The sequence below is a fragment of the Bacteroides sp. AM23-12 genome (genome assembly GCF_003434395.1).
Taxonomy (GTDB): Bacteria; Bacteroidota; Bacteroidia; order Bacteroidales; family Bacteroidaceae; genus Bacteroides; species Bacteroides thetaiotaomicron.
On the sequence record NZ_QTLF01000029.1, the window covers coordinates 1 to 16576 of the forward strand.

The following is a 16576-nucleotide window of genomic DNA, read 5'->3' on the forward strand; positions in this document are numbered from 1 at the left end:
CCTCGTGAACGGCTTTTAGCCATCGGGCCCAACACTTCCAATTTATGAGATTTAGGGCGAGTGCCACTATGGACAAGCATATACGTCTTGTAGTAACGTTCGCAAGCTTGATGTAAAAAGAATGAACCTAATTTATATTCTTTTTCCACTTGAGCCAATTTTCCATGTCTTAATAATCCCTCTGCCATGTCGAAACATCCTGCATATTCTTCCTCCGCATATTGCTTTATTTCCCGATATGGCAACTTCTCCGGTTTGCCAATCTGAAACGTGCCGTCATCATATAACAGAATGCCGTCTCTTAAGGCCTCATAAAAGAAATAATGTTTCCTTCGGATAGCCCGATTAAAAGTTGTCGTGCTTTCAACAATGATCTGAGGTGGTGCAGGATGTCTCCTTCCTTCCATTCGTTTATCATACCTGGGAACAACAAAGGCGTTCGCATGATTCTCCGCTTTAATAGCATCGCCCGTATCACATATCACCAGAATATCAAGGTCGCTTTGGTAGTAAGTAAGTCCACCTCGTTCGTCGTATGTTTCATCCCAAATGACATATTCTCCACGTGCATAACTCCCATAGAGGATAATCATACGTACATTCACAAGGTACTGCAATATCAGTTCTTGCAGCACTGCCAACTCTTCCTGTGTGCGTTTGGGCAAACGCTTTATTGATCTTTTCATAATGACAATCATCTATTCTTAACCGCAAAGATAACTTAAATCAGTGTATTAATGATTGTATTGAAACGCTTTTTTCAAGACTTTGATAGTGTGTTATACTAAGAAATGGCATGTCTGCTATTTTTCATTCCATTGATTCTAGTACTTACTCCCATCAACTCTTGTACTTCATCTTGCAGTTTCTCGTACTTCATACTTCCAACTCAAGTACTTCAAACTCTCAACTCCAGTACTTTACTTCTTACATTCTTGTACATCATTTTCCCTCTTCAAGTACTTCAATCGTTACACTCCTCTGCCTCATTTCCTTTCACTTTTCGTTCTTTTCTCTTTGTATTTCTGTTCTTTCGCACTCACATATGTATACTATTTGCACCATTAAAAAGTCCTTTATTCCCTACTGACACTGACAACTGCCACTTTAGCGTTTCTTTAGTAATAACATTTCTTTTTCCGTTTGCATACATTACTAATTATCAACACATTATAAACATCTAAAATATTAATTTCATGCACACTCTGTCAGTATGGAACATTTAGTGGCAGTACTTTTCCATTCATTCATTTGTAAACATATACACTACAACAAATATGAATAACCGGACGAAGGTAGGAATACAAATTCAACAGCGTTGAATAGGCTTCTTTCTTCCAGTGATGACAAAGTTATTAGTAAACTATGATTAATTCAAGTTTCGCAAGTTACTTTTGCGTTATCCAAACTATCTTAATTCCCCTCCCTCCTGGTAGGAGACTTAAGATACTACCGACTTTTTAGTCACTCCCAATTGAGATACTACTGTTTGTCAATAATATAAAGAATTTGCGGAACTTCAGTGATTAAGAGTTATTTAAAGGCATTTTAATTTACATACTCATCCATTCCTCTTGGATGTATTCTCTGTAAAGAGGCCTTAAGGTGTCAGTTGTCAGTAGTGTCAGTAGATTTACTTTTCTGTAGGGATAGCACAACAATTAAAATCCTGATAATCAATCAAGAGATCATCTTTTTTATTTTTTCAGTCTTCTGCCGTTCCACCCTGCATTTACTGACATAAAAATTGTTAATCTCCCGGGGAATATCGTAAATATATGATACAAACAAGTTTTTCACCAGTCTATAAGAATGAAAACAAATAATAGAAAAAGCCAGATTAAACCATCTGTTGATTTGCAACAAATGAGCTATCGTTCATTCCCGGACAACTTATCGATTAAGACAGCATCGATATCTTTTGCCAATTCTTGATAGGTCGCCAAAGGATCATCTGTATATACAGCACGAATAATCCCCTCCTTGTCTGTTATCAATATACGGGGAATGGTATGGGAAGCAAAAAGCGAAAAGACAGCATCATCATTCTGAGCGGAAAAAGGCAAGGTAAACGAATGTTTTTCCCAATAGGCTTGTACTTCAGAGCCCGATTCTGAACGGCTGATACAAGACAATAATACATCCGGATTCTCTTTATACGTATCATAAACTTTCTGAATAACCGGAAGTTCTTTCTGACAATCCGGACAATCCGTATGAAAAAAGACAATCACTCCAACCTTCCCGCTAAATGACTGCGTATTCAACACTCCCCCATCACTCATCTCTACCGAAAACTGAGGAAGGGCGTCACCGGCAACAAGAGCAAAGTCTCCCCTATCATCATCATCGTCCGTGATACAGGAAGAAAAAACTGCCAGAACGATACATAGCAATATCACCACTTTGCTTCTTATTTCCACTTTCATATCTTTCTTCGTTAGTTATGCAACTCCCAAAAGCTCTACCTCAAATACCAATGTCGAAAAAGCCGGAATCGGACCGGATGCACGGGTTCCGTATCCCATCGTGTAAGGTATATAGATGATCCATTTATCTCCCGCACGCATCCGTTGGAGCGCCAGTTGCCAACCATCTATTACATCGCAGAGGCGGAAAGCTTCCGGACAATTACGTTCATAAGAATTATCGAACACCCGACCGTTAATCAGACTCCCTTTATAATGAACGGTAACAATACTCCGCACATTAGGAAAAACAGTCCCCGTACCGGTCTCCAAAACCTTATAATAGATGCCGCAAGGCAAGGCATAAACACCTTCCTGCGATGACAATTCTTTCAAGAACTCCAAATTCGTCTCTTTATATTCTTGCTTTCTTCCCATAAATACATGATTTGAATGTACAAAAGTAAGCAGATTTAAGAGAAATCTTCCATAAAAACTGTATATTTGTTTGTTGAATCATAAAAACTCATCGCTATGGGACAAATTAAAACCAGATGCAGCGCTGCTGCCGGACTATTCTTGATTCTTTTGACAGTAATTGCGGGATTTTCGTCCTGTAAAAGTAATCAGAAAGACATTATTCCTTCTGCCGAATACGCTCCATACGTCAATGCTTATACGGGAGGAGTGATTTCGCAAAACTCAACGATACGCATAGAGCTGACACAGGACCAGCCGATGGTAGACCTGAATCAGGAACTGAAAGACAATCCGTTCAGTTTCTCTCCTTCATTGAAAGGAAAAACGTATTGGGTCAGCAACAATACCATTGAATTTGTCCCCGAAGAAGGGGCACTGAAACCAGGTGCCTTTTACGAAGGAACCTTCCACCTGGGAGATTTCGTCGATGTAGACAAAAAGCTGGAAGAATTCAACTTCTCTTTCCGCGTGCAGGAACGAAACTTTAGTATTCATACCGATCCGATAACCGTCACAGCCACCCAGCCCGACCAAGTGACCGTAACGGGTGAAATACGTTTCAGCGATGTAGTGAAAAAAGAGGAAGTAGAGAAAATGCTCACAGCCGGAAGCGAAAAGAACAAAAGCTATCCGATTGAAATCACCCAGACAGATCACCCGACCCGATACGCATTTAGCATCAGTCAGATAATCAAAGAAGCGGAAGATTACCAACTGGAAATTACCGCCAAAGGCAATCCGGCAGGCATCGACCGTACCCAAAACGAAAGTATTCTGATCCCGGCAAAGAACAGTTTCCGCTTCCTGTCCGCCGTACGCATCGACCAACCGGAAAACGGAATTGAAATCATATTCTCCGACCCTGTATCCAACACACAGGACTTGAAAGGGCTCATCGACGTTCCGGAAGTTTCTTCCTCTATTTTCCAGATCAAAGAAAATAAAGTATTCGTTTACTTCGAAACCGGCAAACTGAACAAACTGACGCTGAATATCCATGAAGGAATAAGAAACAGCCAGGACAAACCGCTGGGCACTTCCCACTCCATCTCATTCAGCGAACTTAACCTGAAACCGCAGGTAGAAATGGCTACTTCCGCCGCTATCCTGCCCGATTCGAAAAGTCTGATCATCCCCTTCCGTGCCGTCAATCTATATGCGGTGGATTTGAGCGTGATCCGTATTTTCGAAAACAACGTATTGATGTTCATGCAGAACAACTCGCTCTCCTCAGCCAATGAATTGCGACGTTCGGGACGACTGGTTTATAAGAAGACATTGTGGCTGGCGAAAGATTCTTCCAAAGATGTGCACCGCTGGGAAGACTATTCGATAGACCTTGCCGGATTGATTCATCAGGAGCCGGGAGCCATTTACCGTGTCATCCTCTCGTTCCGCCAGGAATACTCCGCTTATCCTTGCGGGGGAAGTGAAAACAAGGAAATGCAGTTCGCGGACAACAAGTCTTCCGACAACCTGACCAAAGTCAGCGGAGAGACATTGTCGGGAGACGATGAAGCGGTATGGGACACTCCGGAAACATACTATTATTATAACGGCAGCGTGCCGATGGACTGGAGCCAGTACCGATGGACAGAACGGGATAATCCCTGCCATCCGTCCTACTATATGAATTCCGACCGGATAGCTGCCTGCAATATCTTTGCCTCCAATTTGGGAATGATTGTGAAACGTAATTCACTGAATAAGTTGTGGATTGCGGTAAATAACATTCTGGATACGAAGCCGGTAGCGAAAGCACAGGTAACAATTTACAACTTCCAGCTCCAGCCGATTGGAAAGGGAGAGACGAACGGTGAAGGGCTGGTAGAAATCACTCCGAAGGGAGTTCCTTTCATAGCGGTAGCCGAAGCGGACAAGCAAAAGGCATATGTACGCGTGGTCGATGGCGAAGAGCAGTCGGTCAGCCGGTTCGATGTGGGAGGAAAAGACATTCAGAAAGGTCTGAAAGGATTTATCTATGGCGAGAGAGGCGTATGGCGTCCGGGAGATACACTGCATATTTCCTTCATGCTGGAAGACCGTGAGAAACGCATTCCGGACAAACATCCGGTAGCATTGGAGATTTACAATCCAAGAGGACAGTTCTATACCAAAATGATCTCTACGCAGGGTACAAACGGATTTTATACATTTGCCGTGCCCACACAAGCCGACGATCCCACCGGATTATGGAATGCCTACGTGAAAGTAGGAGGAACTGCCTTCCACAAGAGTCTGCGCATCGAAACCATCAAGCCGAACCGTCTGAAGATTACACTAGCTTTACCAACCATCCTTCAGGCTTCGAGCAAAGACGTATATGCCCCGCTTACTTCTTCATGGCTGACGGGAGCCACCGCATCGCGACTGAAAGCCAAGGTCGAAATGTCCTTATCAAAGGTCAATACGCAGTTCAAGAACTACGGGCAATACCTGTTCAACAATCCGGCAACGGACTTTACGACCGTCCGGGCGGATGTGTTCAACGGGGTACTGGATGCGGAAGGAAGAGCAGGCGTCAATATACAGCTTCCGGTAGCAACGGGTGCTCCGGGCATGCTGAATGCAACGCTCACCACCCGTGTTTTCGAACCGGGAGGAGATGCAAGCATTTACTCGCAGACTGTTCCCTTCTCTCCGTTCACATCGTATGTGGGCATCAATCTGAACCAGCCGAAAGGAAAGTATATCGAAACAGACAAAGATCATGTGTTTGACATCGTGACGGTCAACGATCAGGGACAGCCGGTGAACCGTTCCAATCTGGAATATAAAATCTACCGGATCAGCTGGAGCTGGTGGTGGGAAAACGGTGAAGAGTCTTTCGGAACCTACATCAACAACAGTTCCATCACTCCCGTTGCCAGTGGTAACCTGCAGACCACAGGAGGAAAAGCCTCCTTCAAGTTCCGCATCAATTATCCGGATTGGGGACGCTATCTGGTGTACGTGAAAGACCGTGAAAGCGGACACGCCACCGGAGGAACCGTCTACATCGACTGGCCCGACTGGCGCGGACGTTCAAACAAGACAGACCCGAGCGGCATCAAGATGCTTGCTTTCTCACTGGACAAAGATTCTTATGAGATAGGAGAAACAGCCACGGCAATCATTCCCGCAGCCGCCGGAGGACGTGCGCTGGTATCCCTCGAAAACGGTTCGACCGTCTTGCAGCAGCAATGGCTCGAAGTGTCCGATCAGGGAGATACGAAACTCACCTTCAAGATTACACCGGAAATGGCTCCGAATGTTTATCTGCATATCAGCCTGTTGCAGCCTCATGCGCAGACAGTCAATGATCTGCCGATCCGTATGTACGGCATTGCTCCGGTATTTGTGACCAACCGTCAGACGATTCTGCAACCGCAGATCAAGATGCCGGAAGTGCTGCGTCCGGAAACTGACTTTAACGTGACTGTCAGCGAGAAAAGCGGAAAACCGATGACTTATACACTGGCGATTGTGGATGACGGTCTGCTCGATCTGACTAACTTCAAGACGCCCGACCCGTGGAACGAGTTTTATGCACGCGAGGCTCTCGGCATCCGTACATGGGATATGTACGACGATGTGCTGGGTGCTTCCGGCGGACGTTACAGTTCATTGTTCAGCACAGGTGGAGATGCCTCGCTGAAACCGGCAGATGCCAAAGCCAACCGTTTCAAACCGGTGGTCAAATTCATCGGTCCTTTCTATCTCGCAAAAGGTAAGCAACAGACACATACGTTGAAGCTTCCGATGTATGTGGGTTCTGTACGTGCGATGGTAGTTGCCGGACAGGACGGCGCTTACGGAAATGCGGAAAAGACTGCATTTGTGCGGACACCGCTCATGCTGTTGTCTACTCTGCCCCGTGTATTGAGTACGCAGGAAGAAATTACCGTTCCGGTAAATGTATTCGCTATGGAGAACCAAGTGAAGAACGTGACCGTATCGCTGGAAGCATCCGGCGCAGGCGTACAGATCACGGGCAATCGCCAGCAGTCACTCACTTTTGACCAGCCGGGTGACCAACTGGCATACTTCACTCTGAAAACAGGCAGCAAAACCGGAAAGGCAACCATCCACCTGACGGCAAGCGGCAACGGACAGCAGACAAAAGAAACGATCGAAATAGAAGTCCGGAATCCGAATCCGGTGGTTACCTTACGCAACAGCCAATGGATAGAAGCCGGTCAGGAGGCCGAACTGTCATACACACTGGCAGGTTCTTCTTCGGCTAACAATCAGGTGCAACTGGAAGTCTCCCGCATTCCGTCGGTAGACATCAGCCGTAGATTCGACTTCTTATACAACTATCAGCATCATTGCACAGAGCAACTGACTTCCAAAGCATTACCTCTCTTATTCGTCTCTCAGTTCAAGGCGGTGGACGAACAGGAAGCCGAGAAAATAAAGGCGAATGTACAGGAAGCTATCCGGCAGATATATGCCCGCCAGCTTCCCAACGGCGGATTTGTATACTGGCCGGGCAACGCCGTCGCCGATGAATGGATCACTTCTTACACGGGTATGTTCCTGACACTGGCACAAGAAAAAGGGTATGCCGTTCATCCGAACGTACTGAACAAATGGAAACGCTTCCAGCGTGCCGCCGCCCAAAACTGGCGTATGCCGCAGGAAGCAAGTAACTGGCAGATATGGCAATCGGAATTGCAGCAGGCCTTCCGCCTCTATACCCTTGCACTGGCCGGTGCACCGGAATACGGAGCCATGAACCGCATGAAGGAACAGCCGGGACTCTCCATCCAAGCCAAATGGAGACTGGCAGCCGCCTATGCGCTGACCGGTAAGATGAAACCTGCCGGAGAATTAGTATACAACGCAGAAACGACCGTCATTCCTTATTCTTCCATGAACCTGATTTACGGTTCGTCCGACCGGGATGAAGCAATGATTCTGGAAACGCTCATTCTGATGAAGCGGGATCGGGATGCGTTGCAACAGGCTAAGAAGGTATCACAGAATCTGGCACAGGAAAACTGGTTCAGCACGCAGTCTACCGCCTTTGCCCTGATGGCAATGGGACGCCTTGCGGAGCAATTATCCGGTACACTGGATTTCACATGGAGCTGGAACGGCAAGCAACAGCCCGCCGTGAAATCTGCTAAAGCCGTATTTGAGAAGGAGATAGCTACTTCTCCGAAATCGGGAACAGTCTCTGTGAAGAATCAAGGCAAAGGAGCATTGAGCGTAGACCTGATTACACGTACCCAATTGCTGAATGATACGCTGCCAGCCATTGCCGATAATATCCGGCTGGATGTGAAATACACAGATATGGCAGGTTCACCGATTTCCGTGGAAGACATCAGACAGGGAACGGACTTTATGTCTGCGGTCACCCTATCCAATATCAGCGGTACTTCCGATTACAGCAATCTGGCACTGACCCATATTATACCGTCCGGATGGGAAATATATAATGAACGGATGATTGTTCCGGAAGCGTCCTCTTCCAATTCTAATGAAGCGAATACTCCGGAAAGTTCAGCCGATAAGTACACCTATAAAGATATTCGTGATGACCGGGTATTGACTTATTTCGACCTGCGACGGGGTGAATCGAAAACATTTACCGTAAGGTTGCAGGCAACTTATGCAGGTAACTTTATTCTTCCGGCCATTCAGTGCGAAGCTATGTACGACGCAGCGGTACAGGCACGCACCAAAGCGGGAAGAACGACTGTCAGCCGCTGACAAGACTCTGAACAATAAGACAGCATTGACAGATAGCATAAGTGCATGGGAAGCAAAATCTTGAATTTCTTCAAACGATTGTCCGTCACCAAAAAAGTAATACTTTGTATTCTTGCTTTTTTGGTGACAGGATATATCTTTTGTCTTCCCCGCCACCTTTTTCATGTCCCCTACTCCACAGTAGTGACGGACCGGAACGAGGAACTGCTGGGTGCACGCATCGCCTCCGACGGTCAATGGAGATTCCCTCCCCGAAACACGACTCCGGAAAAGATCAAGGAATGCCTCATTACTTTCGAAGACAAACATTTCTATCACCATTGGGGAGTCAATCCGTTCGCTATCGGAAGAGCTTTCTATCAGAATGTGAAGAATAAACGCATCGTAAGCGGAGGCAGTACGCTGACCATGCAGACCATCCGCCTGGCACGGAACGAATCGCGCACCTTCCGTGAGAAACTGATTGAAATGATCTGGGCCACCCGCCTGGAATTTCGCGCTTCCAAAGAGGAGATTCTTTCCATGTATATCTCCCATGCCCCTTTCGGGGGAAATGTAGTGGGACTGGATGCCGCCGCATGGCGCTACTTCGGACATTCTGCCGATGACTTATCGTGGGCGGAGTCTGCCATGCTTGCCGTTCTTCCCAACGCGCCCGCCATGATTCATCTGTCCAAAGGACGGAAAACGTTGCTTGACAAACGAAACCGCCTGCTGAAACAGCTTCTCGAAAAGAAAACCATCGATTCGTCTACCTACGAACTGGCTATCAGCGAGCCACTTCCCGACGAGCCTCATGCGCTCCCACAAATCGCACCGTACCTGGTCAGCCGGTTCTATCAGGAACGAAACGGCGAATACTCCCGTTCGACCATCAACAAGGGCATTCAGACTCAGGTAGAGGACCTGGCGGAACGATGGAGTAACGAATTCGGGCGAAGTGATATTCGCAATCTGGCCATTCTGGTGATTGACATTCCGAGCAATCAAGTGGTGGCATACTGCGGCAACGTCCATTTCGACCGGAAGCAGGGAGGAAATCAAGTAGACGTCATTCAGGCTCCGAGAAGTACGGGCAGTATTCTCAAACCTTTCTTATATTACGCAATGTTACAGGAAGGAAGTTTACTGCCGGATATGTTGCTGCCGGACGTACCTGTCAATATCAACGGATTTACGCCACAGAATTTCAGTATGCAGTTCGAAGGAGCTGTTCCCGCTTCGGAAGCTCTCGCGCGTTCATTAAATATTCCCGCAGTCACGATGCTGCAAAGATACGGAGTCCCGAAGTTTCATAGCTTCCTGCAACAGATCGGGCTAAAAACGATCAACCGTTCTTCTTCCCACTATGGTTTATCACTTATTCTGGGAGGAGCGGAAGCCACTTTATGGGATGTAACAAACGCATATGCAATGATGGGACGCAGTTTGTTGCAACTGCCGCAAAGGTCTTGCAGCCTGTTGCTCCCGACAAGCCGAATCACAGAATCAACCGATCCTTTTCAGCCAGGCGCCGTATGGCAGACATTCGATGCCTTGAAAGAAGTCAACCGTCCCGAAGAGATTGACTGGAAATCCATTCCTTCCATGCAGACCATTGCATGGAAAACCGGAACGAGCTACGGATTCCGGGATGCTTGGGCGGTGGGTGTTACGCCCCGCTATGCAGTCGGCGTATGGGTAGGAAATGCCACCGGAGAAGGAAAACCCGGGCTGGTAGGTGCACAGACAGCCGGCCCCGTACTATTCGATATTTTTAATCTGCTCCCCTCCTCTTCGTGGTTTACACGTCCTGCGGGCATCTTTGTCGAAGCAGAGGTCTGCCGGAAATCGGGACATCTGAAAGGACGGTTCTGTGATGAAACGGACACACTTCTTGTTTTACCGGCAGGACTGCGGACAGAGGCATGCCCCTATCACCATCTCGTCACTTTATCAGCCGATGAAAGCCAGCGTATTTATGAAAATTGCGCCAACACGGAGCCTACGCTTCGAAAAAGCTGGTTCACACTGCCACCCGTATGGGAATGGTATTACAAGCAACATCATCCGGAGTATAAACCGCTGCCTCCTTTTAAAGCCGGATGCGGAGAAGATACTTTCCAGCCGATGCAATTTATATATCCTCCGATGAACGCACGCATCAAACTGCCCAAGCAACTGGATGGCAGCAAAGGTTTCCTGACTGTAGAACTGGCGCACAACAATCCTAACGCTACCGTTTTCTGGCATCTTGACGAGACCTACCAAGCGCAGACACAGGACTTTCACAAAATCTCCCTGCAACCCGCCGCCGGCAAACATTCGCTGACGGCAGTAGACGGTGAAGGAAATACCATCTCCACCACTTTCTTTGTTGAGTGATATTCATTATCTTTGCGGCATGAAACAGTCATTGAAAGAAAACGGAGGTCTGCCGGCATCCATCCTGTGGACGCTCGCCATTGTGGCAGGAGTCTCGGTAGCCAACATCTATTATATCCAACCGCTGCTAAATATGATACGCCATGAACTTGGCATATCAGAATTCCGTACCAACCTGATTGCCATGGTCACACAGATAGGCTATGCAGCGGGACTCTTGTTTATCACTCCCTTAGGTGATTTGTATCAGCGGAAAAAGATTATCCTTGTCAATTTCTTTGTCCTGATATTCTCCCTGCTGACGATTGCTTTGGCAGATAATATCCATCTGATACTCCTTGCTTCGTTCTTCACCGGAGCCTGCTCCATGATTCCGCAGATATTCATTCCCATAGCCGCCCAGTTCTCCCGTCCGGAAAACAAAGGCAGGAATGTCGGGATCGTCCTATCGGGCTTGCTGACCGGAATCCTTTCTTCACGGGTGGTCAGCGGATTCGTCGGCGAACTGTTCGGATGGCGCGAAATGTATTACATCGCCGCAACCATGATGTTCGTCTGCGCGATTGTCGTGCTCAAAGTCCTTCCCGATATTCAGACCAACTTCCGGGGCAAGTACGGCGACCTGATGAAATCCCTGCTGGCTTTGGTGAAAGAGTTTCCGCAGCTGCGCATTTATTCCATCCGTGCGGCGTTAAACTTCGGTTCCCTTCTTGCCATGTGGTCCTGCCTTGCCTTCAAGATGGGGCAAGCCCCCTTTCATGCCAACAGCGACATCATCGGTTTGCTGGGATTATGCGGTGTGGCGGGAGCATTAACCGCCTCCTTTGTGGGGAAATACGTAAAGAGAGTGGGTGTCCGCCGCTTCAACTTCATCGGTTGCGGACTGATCCTCTTTTCATGGCTACTCTTCTTCGTCGGAGAAAACACCTACCTTGGTATCATTCTGGGAATTATCATCATCGACATAGGTATGCAGTGCATCCAGCTCAGTAATCAGACCAGTATCTTCGAACTGTCACCCCGAGCCTCCAACCGCATCAATACAATTTTCATGACGACCTACTTCGTCGGCGGTTCCCTGGGAACCTTCCTTGCGGGTACATTCTGGCAATTGCACGGATGGCATGGTGTTATTGGAATTGGAGCTACACTGACCTGCATTTCTTTACTAATTACAACTTTGTCGAAGAAGTGAGTCAACAAAACGGAGCAGTAAACCGTTTAATACAAAAAAGGGAAACATGAAATACGGAGTTAACAAAGAAATCTTACTTATCACAGCAGGCACCGTCTGGATTATCGCCGGTGCCAATATCTTGCGAATAGGCATCGTTACATGGCTTAATAACTCCGAAGGCTGGATGTTCAAGATAGGAGAAGCAACCATCGTCTTTCTGCTGTTCTTCGTATTAATCTTCAAAAGACTCTATTACAAGCATACTCAAAGGATCGAACGGAAAAAGGAACAGAAGAACTGCCCTTTCTCCTTCTTCGATGTCAAAAGCTGGATCGTCATGATCTTTATGATCTGTATGGGCATCACCATCCGCAGCTTCCACCTGTTGCCCGAAAGTTTTATATCTGTCTTCTACACAGGACTGTCCATCGCACTGATCCTGACCGGTGTACTCTTTATCCGTTACTGGTGGCTGAGGCGCAAGACGAATCCGGTGTAGCAGGAAAGCATCTATATTCCAATAAAATATAAACTTATAATAAATTTTATTGTGCTGTCCGGCAAGGTAAAAAGAATTCTGTCTTTTTATTGTATCTTTGCGCGACCAAAAAAAATAAAGAAATGATTCCAACCCAACAGGATATTGCCGAATTCACCCGCTTTCAACGAAACGAGATAACAGAAAGCATCTTATATGAACGGCTCGCATCTATCGAAAAAGACGAGAATAACCGCAAAACGCTCCGACTGATAGCAGCAGAAGAAAAGTCGCATTACGCCATCCTCAAGAAATATACAGGAAAAGAAATCGGTCCGGACTATAAGCGTATCGCCCGTTTCTACTTTCTGGCACGCATACTAGGTATCACATTCGCCATCAAATTAATGGAGTCCAGTGAGGAAAATGCCCATAATAATTATGATAAATATGCCCATATACCGGACCTACAACGGCTGGCACATGAAGAAGAAGTGCACGAGCAAAAGTTGATTTCACTTATCAATGAAGAACGGCTGGAATATATGGGATCGGTCGTACTGGGACTTAATGATGCGCTGGTTGAGTTTACAGGTGCACTGGCAGGTTTCACACTTGCCTTGAGTGACAGTAAACTGATAGCACTGACCGGCAGTATCACAGGGATAGCCGCTGCACTGTCAATGGCATCTTCCGAATATCTTTCTACCAAATCGGAAGGGGATGATAAGAAACATCCGGTAAAAGCAGCTGTATATACAGGAATCGCCTATCTGATCACGGTAGTGTCACTGGTTACTCCGTTTATACTGATCAGCAATGTAATCGTAGCTTTGGGAGTGATGCTGACCATGGCACTTATCATCATTGCCCTTTTCAACTACTATTATTCCGTAGCCCGTGGAGAAAGCTTCCGAAAGCGGTTTACGGAAATGGCTGTACTCAGTTTCAGTGTGGCAGGTATCAGTTTCCTGATAGGATACGCTCTAAAGACATTTACCGGAATCGATGCCTGAAATCAATAAAGCATCCGACATCATTGAAGGTCCGGTAGTTACATAATAAAGAAACCTAAACCACCAGATTAAATAATAAAGCGTTATATTTAGAATGAAGAAAGCTCCATCTCCCCTCATATCACTATTGCCCATTGTCGTATTAGTGATATTACTATTCGCCACCATTCGTGTATTTGGCAGTGATGCCCTCAATGGCGGAAGTCAGATATCGCTGCTTACTACCACCGCCATTTGTATCCTTATCGGCATGGCTTTCTACAAAATCCCTTGGAAAGACTACGAACTGGCAATCACGAACAACGTGGCAGGAGTGACAACAGCCATCATCATCTTACTGATTATCGGCGCATTAAGCGGTATCTGGATGATTAGCGGAGTAGTGCCCACTTTGATTTATTACGGGATGCAGATTATCCATCCCAGTTTCTTCCTGACATCCACCTGTATTATTTGCGTATTGATCTCCGTTATGACCGGAAGTTCATGGACAACGATCGCCACCATCGGTATTGCTCTCATGGGCATCGGAAAGGCACAGGGATTTGAAGAAGGCTGGATTGCGGGAGCTATCATTTCCGGTGCCTATTTCGGCGATAAGGTTTCTCCCTTGTCCGAGACGACCATATTGGCGGCATCCGTCACGGACACGCCCCTCTTCCGTCATATCCGCTACATGATGATTACTACGGTGCCCTCACTGATCATCACACTGACTATATTTACGGTAGCAGGTCTGTCTCATGACGCCAGCAATACCCAGCACATCGCGGAAGTGGCAGCTGCCCTGAACGAAAAGTTCCATATCACCCCGTGGCTGCTGATTATACCGATAGCAACAGGCATATTGATTGCACGGAAAGTGCCTTCCATCATTACCCTGTTTCTGTCCACTCTATTGGCGGGCATTTTCGCTCTGATCTTCCAACCGGATTTGTTGCGGGAAATTTCGGGGGCTGCCGTTTCCAACTTCGACTCCCTGTTTAAAGGACTGATGATGACCATCTACGGCAAGACAAGCCTGCAGACCGACAATGCTGTTTTGACAGATTTAATTGCCACCCGTGGTATGTCGGGAATGATGAATACCATCTGGCTGATATTATGTGCCATGTGTTTCGGCGGGGCAATGACAGCCAGCGGTATGCTGGGAAGCATCACATCGCTCTTCGTACGTTTCATGAAGAAAACGGTCAGCGTCGTATCGGCTACCGTCTGTTCGGGGCTTTTCCTCAATCTGGCAACTGCCGACCAGTACATCAGCATCATCCTGACCGGGAATATGTTTCGCGACATTTATGCTAAAAAAGGTTACGAAAGCTGCCTGCTCAGCCGGACCACCGAGGATTCAGTAACCGTTACATCCGTACTGATCCCATGGAATACCTGCGGAATGACGCAGGCTACCATTCTGAGTGTGCCTACGCTGGTGTATCTCCCCTATTGCTTTTTCAACATTATCAGTCCTTTAATGAGTATCGCTGTCGCAGCTATCGGATATAAAATTGTAAAACGCCCGTGAACAATCTGGCATACACTTTGTTTTTGCAATAAACGAACAACGTATTAAACCTAAACAAAAAAAAGTTATGAAAAAGTTTATTGCATTATTAGCATTAGTTTTAGTAAGTGCGAGCACAATGATGTATGCACAGGAAAGTAACGCAGCCATCCGCCGCGCAGACAGAAAAGCAGAAAGAGACGCAGAAAGAGCAAAACTTCGCGCAGAAGAACAGGTACAGGACATGGCAGCCTACCAGCAGGCTGTACAGGCTTTGAAGAACAAACAGTTTGTTCTGGAAGCCAATCAGGTGATCTTCCGTAACGGTATGAGTTCCTTCGTGACTTCCAACACTAACTTCGTCCTGATGAACGGAAACAGAGCCACTGTACAGACAGCTTTCAACACTCCTTATCCCGGCCCTAACGGTATCGGTGGTGTGACTGTAGACGGTAACTCTTCGGACATGAAGATGAATATCGATAAGAAAGGAAATGTAAACTGTTCATTCAGTGTACAGGGCATCGGTATCTCAGCTCAGGTATTTATTAATATGAGCAGCGGTAACAACAATGCTTCGGTATCTATCAGCCCGAACTTCAATAACAACAACCTGACATTGAACGGTAACATCGTCCCACTGGATCAGTCAAACATCTTCAAAGGACGTGCCTGGTAATCCGAACAGAAGAATATAAGAATAACTCCGCTACAAATCGCGCAAAATGCGTACATTTGTAGCGGAGTTTTTTTAATTGATCATTATGAGGGAATATATCATCGCAGATAATCAGGATATCAGCAAGGCAGGAATGATGTTTCTGCTAAGCCGGCAAAAGGATGTATCCGTTCTTTTAGAAGCTGACAACAAGGCCGAACTGATTCAGCAGCTGCGCCTGTATCCGCAAGCAGTGGTTATTCTGGATTATACCTTATTCGATTTTGCCGGAGCGGACGAACTGATCGTCCTGCAGGAGCGGTTTAAAGAGGCCGACTGGATTCTGTTCTCCGATGAGTTAAGTATCAATTTTCTCCGGCAGGTATTATTCAGCAGTATGGCTTTCGGAGTAGTGATGAAAGATAACTCAAAAGAGGAAATCATGTCAGCCCTGCAATGCGCTTCACGCAAACAACGATATATCTGCAATCATGTCAGCAATCTGCTGCTTTCGGGAACGGCTTCTTCCGCCGCATCCCCTGCAACGGTGGATGATCATCTGCTGACGCAGACAGAAAAGAATATCCTCAAAGAAATTGCACTGGGGAAGACGACAAAAGAAATAGCGGCAGAAAAGAACCTCAGCTTTCATACAATCAACAGCCACCGAAAGAATATCTTCCGGAAGCTGGGAGTCAACAATGTGCACGAAGCTACCAAGTACGCGATGCGTGCAGGGATTGTGGATTTAGCGGAATACTATATTTGACAGCCGGTTCAGTTCTGAAAGG

The 16576-nt window shown here is 46.6% G+C and carries 11 protein-coding genes; 8 read left to right on the plus strand and 3 right to left on the minus strand.

Going from position 1 to position 16576, the window contains the following annotated elements; all coding sequences use genetic code 11:
- The 3 genes from DW640_RS18570 to DW640_RS18580 all read right to left on the minus strand — a co-directional run.
- Positions 1-686 (minus strand): toxin (locus tag DW640_RS18570; protein ID WP_117578825.1); only part of this gene is annotated, 686 nt, incomplete at its 3' end.
- 1185 nt (positions 687-1871) lie between these two features.
- Complete coding sequence (locus DW640_RS18575) at positions 1872-2429, minus strand: TlpA disulfide reductase family protein (protein WP_022471235.1); 558 nt, start codon at positions 2427-2429, stop codon at positions 1872-1874.
- Positions 2430-2444: 15 nt separating this feature from the next.
- Positions 2445-2846, minus strand: a complete 402-nt coding sequence (locus DW640_RS18580) for an FKBP-type peptidyl-prolyl cis-trans isomerase (RefSeq protein WP_008766716.1) — start codon at positions 2844-2846, stop codon at positions 2445-2447.
- A gap of 96 nt (positions 2847-2942) precedes the next feature.
- On the opposite strand from DW640_RS18580, the gene DW640_RS18585 reads away from it, so the two are divergent.
- From DW640_RS18585 to DW640_RS18620, 8 genes are all read left to right on the plus strand, one after another.
- Positions 2943-8591: an alpha-2-macroglobulin gene (locus tag DW640_RS18585; RefSeq protein ID WP_117578813.1), complete on the plus strand. Its 5649-nt coding sequence runs from the start codon at positions 2943-2945 to the stop codon at positions 8589-8591.
- Positions 8592-8636: 45 nt separating this feature from the next.
- Positions 8637-10955 carry a penicillin-binding protein 1C gene (pbpC, locus tag DW640_RS18590; RefSeq protein ID WP_117578814.1) on the plus strand — a complete coding sequence of 773 codons (2319 nt, stop codon included), beginning with the start codon at positions 8637-8639 and terminating at the stop codon, positions 10953-10955.
- Between the two features lie 19 nt (positions 10956-10974).
- The gene (locus DW640_RS18595; protein ID WP_117578826.1) at positions 10975-12150 is read left to right on the plus strand and encodes an MFS transporter; all 1176 of its coding nucleotides are present in this window, start codon (positions 10975-10977) and stop codon (positions 12148-12150) included.
- A gap of 46 nt (positions 12151-12196) precedes the next feature.
- Entirely contained in the window at positions 12197-12631 is a 435-nt protein-coding gene (locus tag DW640_RS18600; RefSeq protein ID WP_008760478.1) for a hypothetical protein, read from the plus strand.
- A gap of 122 nt (positions 12632-12753) precedes the next feature.
- Entirely contained in the window at positions 12754-13626 is an 873-nt protein-coding gene (locus tag DW640_RS18605; RefSeq protein ID WP_008760477.1) for a VIT1/CCC1 transporter family protein, read from the plus strand.
- Between the two features lie 94 nt (positions 13627-13720).
- Positions 13721-15148, plus strand: a complete 1428-nt coding sequence (locus tag DW640_RS18610; RefSeq protein ID WP_008766720.1) for a Na+/H+ antiporter NhaC family protein — start codon at positions 13721-13723, stop codon at positions 15146-15148.
- A 67-nt stretch (positions 15149-15215) separates the two neighbouring features.
- Positions 15216-15806, plus strand: a complete 591-nt coding sequence (locus DW640_RS18615; protein WP_008766721.1) for a DUF4251 domain-containing protein — start codon at positions 15216-15218, stop codon at positions 15804-15806.
- An 85-nt stretch (positions 15807-15891) separates the two neighbouring features.
- On the plus strand, positions 15892-16554 hold the full coding sequence (locus DW640_RS18620; protein ID WP_008760474.1) for a response regulator transcription factor: 663 nt from the start codon (positions 15892-15894) through the stop codon (positions 16552-16554).
- Positions 16555-16576 lie beyond the last annotated feature (22 nt).